Origin of the sequence: Thermoflexus sp. (assembly GCF_040289485.1) — a bacterium.
Lineage (GTDB): Bacteria > Chloroflexota > Anaerolineae > Thermoflexales > Thermoflexaceae > Thermoflexus.
In genome coordinates this window covers 11,559-17,374 of the sequence record NZ_PSLG01000048.1, presented here as the reverse complement: position 1 = coordinate 17,374, position 5,816 = coordinate 11,559, and the positions used below count along the sequence as shown (strand labels likewise).

General features: G+C 67.6%; 3 protein-coding genes, 2 tRNA genes and 1 rRNA gene. 3 read left to right on the top strand and 3 right to left on the bottom strand.

The window, feature by feature from the left end; all coding sequences use genetic code 11:
* Window positions 1–144 precede the first annotated feature (144 nt).
* The gene (locus tag C4313_RS08625) at window positions 145–831 is read right to left on the bottom strand and encodes a uracil-DNA glycosylase (RefSeq protein ID WP_352429458.1); all 687 of its coding nucleotides are present in this window, start codon (window positions 829–831) and stop codon (window positions 145–147) included.
* A 138-nt stretch (window positions 832–969) separates the two neighbouring features.
* Here C4313_RS08625 and C4313_RS08620 point away from each other — a divergent pair.
* The 3 genes from C4313_RS08620 (at window position 970) to C4313_RS08610 (ending at window position 4,361) form a co-directional block, all read left to right on the top strand.
* Window positions 970–1,043 (top strand) — tRNA-Ile (locus C4313_RS08620).
* Window positions 1,044–1,050: 7 nt separating this feature from the next.
* Window positions 1,051–1,126 (top strand) — tRNA-Ala (locus tag C4313_RS08615).
* 213 nt (window positions 1,127–1,339) lie between these two features.
* Window positions 1,340–4,361, top strand: a 23S ribosomal RNA gene (locus tag C4313_RS08610).
* 100 nt (window positions 4,362–4,461) lie between these two features.
* Here the strand turns inward: C4313_RS08610 and upp are convergent.
* Window positions 4,462–5,094, bottom strand: a complete 633-nt coding sequence (gene upp, locus C4313_RS08605; RefSeq protein ID WP_352429457.1) for a uracil phosphoribosyltransferase — start codon at window positions 5,092–5,094, stop codon at window positions 4,462–4,464.
* A 37-nt stretch (window positions 5,095–5,131) separates the two neighbouring features.
* Window positions 5,132–5,816, bottom strand: a 685-nt coding sequence (locus C4313_RS08600) for a murein hydrolase activator EnvC family protein (protein ID WP_352429456.1), incomplete at its 5' end; no start/stop codon positions are given.

Here is a 5,816-nt window from a genome sequence, read left to right as displayed (position 1 = left end):
TGGTGGCCGGGGGGGGAGCCGTTGGGGGCGGTCCCGCCCGGGGACCCACCATCCGGCGGTCTCGCTGACATCGCCAGTCGGATGCGGCCAGTGTTCGCCCATCGCAGGTCCTTGACGGCGCGGATCGTTCGTCCCGCCAGGATTCTACCGCAGGAGGTCCCGCGCCTTCCTCCAGACGGCGTCGAACATCTCGGGGGTCAGCCGCCCGGTCTGGGTGTTCTGCCGGCTGGGATGGTAAGCGGTGATCAGGGTCGGCCAGCCCGGCCCCAGCCCATGCACGGCGCCGTGGCGGAACGGCGGCCGGGGCCCGTCGTAGCCCAGCTGGGCCAGGGCCGCCAGGAAGGCCGCCGTGGCGATCCGTCCCAGGGCCACCACCACCTGCAGGCGGGCCAGCGCCTGGATCTCCTGGATCAGAAAGGGCAGGCAGTTGTCCAGTTCCGCCCGCGTGGGTCGGTTCTCAGGAGGCGCGCACCGGACCGCCGCCGTCAGATAGACATCCCGGAGGACCAGGCCGTCCTCCCGGTGGGTGGAGGTGGGCTGGTTGGCGAAGCCGGCCCGATAGAGGGCGGCGATCAGGAAGTCCCCCGAGCCGTCGCCGGTGAACATCCGCCCGGTGCGGTTGGCGCCGTGGGCGGCGGGAGCCAGCCCCACGACCAGCACCCGCGCCTGGGGATCGCCGAACCCGGGGACCGGCCGGCCCCAGTATTCCCAATCCTGGAAGGCGCGGCGTTTGGCGCGGGCCACCGCCTCCCGATAGGCGACCAGGCGGGGGCACCGACGGCAGGCGATGATCGCTGCGGCCAGGGCCTCCAGCGCGGCTTCCTCGGACAACCTCCGCCTCCCGGTCCGGATGCCGTTCCTCCATTATAGGACGGACGAAGGATGGGGGGCGTTCCGCCCGGGCGTGGGCGCGGGGCGTCTTGACAGCGGGCGCACCGCGCGTATAAAATCATAAGCGCCGTGGGACGCGGGCCCGTAGCTCAGGCGGTCAGAGCACTCCCCTGATAAGGGAGGGGTCCCTGGTTCGAGTCCAGGCGGGCCCACCTGGGTGGGGATGTAGCTCAGTGGGGAGAGCGCCTCCTTTGCACGGAGGAGGTCACGGGTTCGAATCCCGTCATCTCCACCACGATCTTGACAAAGGGGGAGGGCCCCGTTATAATGAAAAGCCCGCAGGATGGAGGCTGACCCTCGGGGCCGGGCGAGGATCTGGAGGCGGGAGCCAGCGGCCATCCGCTGGCGGGCGAGGATCGGGCCCGTCAAGGGGGGCACCTTAACAACCGAACAGAGCGTGGACGTGAAACGAACGCGGGCAGCTCGGGAAACGGGTTCTCCGCGTCACGTGTAAGCGAGTAAGGGCATGCGGTGGATGCCTCGGCGCCAAGGGCCGATGAAGGGCGCGGCACACTGCGAAAAGCCTCGGGGAGCCGTGTGCGGGCGCTATGACCCGGGGGTGCCCGAATGGGGAAACCCGCCTGGGGTGAACCCCAGGCATCCGTGGCTGAACCCATAGGCCACGGAGGGGCACGGGGGGAACTGAAACATCTTAGTACCCCCAGGAAAAGAAATCAACCGAGATTCCCCTAGTAGTGGCGAGCGAACGGGGAAGAGCCCAAACCCACAGGGTGTCAAAGCCCGAGGGCGTTGCCCTGTGGGGGTTGCGGGACCCATCCGGGGGCGGCCTCGGACGCCTCAGGGAGTGAGCAAGCCTTGGCCTAGCCGAAGCGGTCTGGAAAGGCCCGCCATAGAGGGTGATAGCCCCGTAGGCGAAAGGTCGAAGGCCTCCCGGGGATGGGATCCCGAGTACCACGGCCCACGGGGAAGGTCGTGGGAAGCAGGGGGGACCACCCTCCAAGGCTAAATACCCTTGGCGACCGATAGCGCACCAGTACCGTGAGGGAAAGGTGAAAAGAACCCCGGTGAGGGGAGTGAAACAGAACCTGAAACCGCATGCCTACAAGCGGTCCGAGGGCTATGGCCCCTTCGGGGGCAATGCCTGAGGGCGTGCCTTTTGGAGAATGAGCCGGCGAGTTACTCTCCGTGGCGAAGGCTAAGGGGGTCACACCCGGAGCCGGAGCGAAAGCGAGTCCGAACAGGGCGTCTCGTCGCGGGGAGTAGACGCGAAACCGGGTGAGCTACCCATGGCCAGGGTGAAGCGGGGCTAACCCCCCGTGGAGGCCCGAACCCATCATCAGTGCAAAGGTGTGGGATGAGCTGTGGGTAGGGGTGATATGCCAATCGAACCCGGAGATAGCTCGTTCTCCCCGAAATAGCTTTAGGGCTAGCCTCACGCGGTCCGTGGCGGAGGTAGAGCGCTGGTAGGGCTAGGGGCGTTTCGCTACCGAACCCTGTCAAACTCCGAATGCCGCCACGTGCAGCGTGGGAGTCGGACCGTGGGGGATAACCTCCATGGTCGAGAGGGGAACAACCCAGACCGCCTGCTAAGGCCCCCAAGTCCGGGCTTAGTGGGAAAGGATGTGGGGCTGCTATGACAGCCAGGAGGTTGGCTTAGAAGCAGCCATCCTTTAAAGAGTGCGTAACAGCTCACTGGTCGAGCGGCCCTGCGCCGAAAATGTAACGGGGCTCAAGCCCGGCGCCGAAGCAGCGGGTTCCTGCGCCGATGCGGCGTGGGAGCGGTAGGGGAGCGTTCCGCACGCGTTGAAGCGCGACCGTGAGGACGCGTGGAGCGTGCGGAAGTGAGAATGCCGGCACGAGTAGCGGAAGACGCGTGAGAACCGCGTCCGCCGAAGGCCTAAGGTTTCCGACGCAAGGTCGATCCGCGTCGGGTTAGGCGGGACCTAAGGCGAGGCCGAAAGGCGTAGCCGATGGACAGCCGGTGAATATTCCGGCCCCACCCGGGTGGAGCGATGGGGGGACGCAGGAGGGTAGGCCAGCCGGCCGCTGGCTGTGCCGGTGCCAAGTCCTTAGGGCGATGAAGGCGGTAGGCAAATCCGCCGCCGGAGCCTGAGGGATGATGGCGAGCCGGGGAAACCCGGTGGAAGTGGTCGAGCCCACACTGCCGAGAAAAGCCCCTAAGCGTTGAAGCCCGGGTGCCCGTACCGCAAACCGACACCGGTAGGCTGGCGTAAGCGCGCCAAGGCGGACGGGAGAACCCTCCTCAGGGAACTCGGCAAACTGGCCCCGTAACTTCGGGAGAAGGGGTGCCTCGCGTAGGGTGAGGCCTTCGGGCCGAGCCCGAGGAGGCCGCATGGAACAGGCCCTGGCGACTGGTTACCTAAACCACAGGTCTCTGCGAACCCGTAAGGGGATGTATAGGGGCCGACGCCTGCCCAGTGCCGGAAGGTTAAGGGGAGGGGTGACCCGGCTTCGGCCGGTGTAGCCCTGAACTGAAGCCCCGGTGAACGGCGGCCGTAACTATAACGGTCCTAAGGTAGCGAAATTCCTTGTCGGGTAAGTTCCGACCCGCACGAAAGGCGTAACGACCGGGGCGCTGTCCCGAGGAGGGTCCCGGCGAAACTGCGAACTGCGTGAAGACGCGCAGTGCCCGCAGCGGGACAAAAAGACCCCGTGGAGCTTTACTGGAGCCTGGTATTGGGTTAGGGTTTGGCCTGTGTAGGATAGGTGGGAGGCTGAGAAGCCCGGGCGCCAGCTCGGGTGGAGCCGCCGGTGAAATACCACCCTGGCCAAATCTTGGCCCTAACGCCGGCCCGTGAACCCGGGCGGCGGACAGTGCCTGGTTGCCAGTTTTGCTGGGGCGGCAGCCTCCTAAAAGGTAACGGAGGCGCCCAAAGGTCCCCTCAGGCGGAATGGAAACCCGCCGTTGAGTGCAAGGGCATAAGGGGGCTTGACTGCGAGGCTGACAAGCCGAGCAGGGGCGAAAGCCGGGCCTAGTGACCCCACGGTTCCGTGTGGAAGGGCCGTGGATCAACGGATAAAAGCTACCCCGGGGATAACAGGCTGGTGAGGCCCAAGAGTTCACATCGACGGCCTCGCTCGGCACCTCGATGTCGGCTCATCGCATCCTGGGGCTGGACAAGGTCCCAAGGGTCGGGCTGTTCGCCCGTTAAAGCGGTACGTGAGCTGGGTTCAGACCGTCGTGAGACAGGTCGGTCTCTATCCGCTGTGGGCGTTGGGGGCTTGAGGGGTGCTGCCCCTAGTACGAGAGGACCGGGGTGGACGGATCTCTGGTGTGCCGGTTGTCGCGCCAGCGGCATCGCCGGGTAGCCAACGTCCGGACGGGATAACCGCTGAAAGCATCTAAGCGGGAAGCCCACCCCAAGATGAGGCCCCCCACCGGCTTTGACCGGGTAAGGCCGCCGGGAGACGACCGGTTGGATAGGCCGCAGGTGGAAGCCCGGTAACGGGTGAAGCTGAGCGGTACTAACGGCCGAGGGCTTACACGTGACGCGGAGAACCCGTGCCCCGAGCCCACGCTCTGTTCGGTGAACCCCCACCCCAATCTCCAACGGGGGCCCGTCCATTCTTTTGGCGGCCGCCAGGGCTTCATCCCGACGCCGTCCCGAATTGCCGATCCCCCGCATCCCCCAGGCCGGGGACGATGAAGCCCCGATCGTTCAGGCGGTCGTCCACCGCCGCTACCACCACGGGGATGTCCGGATGGGCCGCCTCGAAACGCTTCAGTCCCTCCGGCGCGGCGATCAGGCCGACGAAAACGACACGAGGGACCCCCCATCGCTTCAGGATGTCCACCGCCGCCACCGCCGATCCCCCCGTGGCCAGCATGGGATCCAGGATGAAACACCAGGCCACCGTCGGCCGGGGCGGGAGCCGGTTGTAATAGGCGATCGGCTGTAAGGTGTGCTCGTCCCGGTAAAGCCCCAGATGCCACACCTGGGCCTCCGGGAACACCTGAAGGGCTCCCTCGGCCATGCCCAGGCCGGCCCGCAGGATGGGGACCAGCCCGATGGTCCATCGCAGCCGGTGCCCTCGCGCCTCCCCCATCGGCGTGGCCACCACCACTTCCTCCACCTCCAGGTCCCGCGTGGCCTCGTAGAGCAAAAGGGGGGTGATCTCCCGGAGCAGCTCCCGAAAGCGCTTCGGGCCTGTCCGCTGATCCCGCAGTTCCGTCAATTTGTGTTGCACCACCGGATGGCGCACGATCTGCACCCGCGGCATCGATCCCCCTCCCCCGGGTGGCGTCCGAGCCTTCCCCTCACAGCCCCTCCGCGGCCGGATCCGTGCCGCCCTCCAGCGGTCCCATCAGATGCGGCGTCGGATCCACAAAGTCCCCATAGGCTCCGTTGCCTCCCCCCTCTTTCTTCAGGGCGAAGTGGATGAACCCTTGGGATCCGGCCCGGGCCAGGCGCTGGCCGGCCTGAACCCATGTCCCCACCATCACCTCGATGGAGCCCGGCATCAGATGGCCATAGACGGTCACATAAACCCCGTCGGGCCGATGATGCTGCAGCCGCACCTGCGCCCCGTAGGGATGCCCCGGGATCTCCCCCGCTCGCAAAACCAGGCCCGCGGCGGCCGCCCGGACCGGCTCCCCGGGCGGGGCCTGGAAGTCCACCCCCTCATGGCCGGGCAGCCCCCACCGGGCGAAGCCCTCGGGCTCGGCCCCGAAGCCGCGGTGGAGGATCGGGGGCGTCACCGGTGGATGCAGCCACCGCGGGGACGGCACCGCCGGGACCTCCGCCAGGGACCCGCGCACGACTTCCAGGGCAGCCGCCGGGACCCAGCCCGCCCGCGCCGCGTCCGGGTAGGCGATCTGCACCCAAAGCCTGTCCTCCGTCCGCCCCAGGGCCTCCCCCTCCGCCCCCGGCGTCAGGGCCCCCAGGGCTGGCGCCCGGGGATCCGGCTCCCGGCGCACCGGGACGGCGGCGCGGACCCGAACC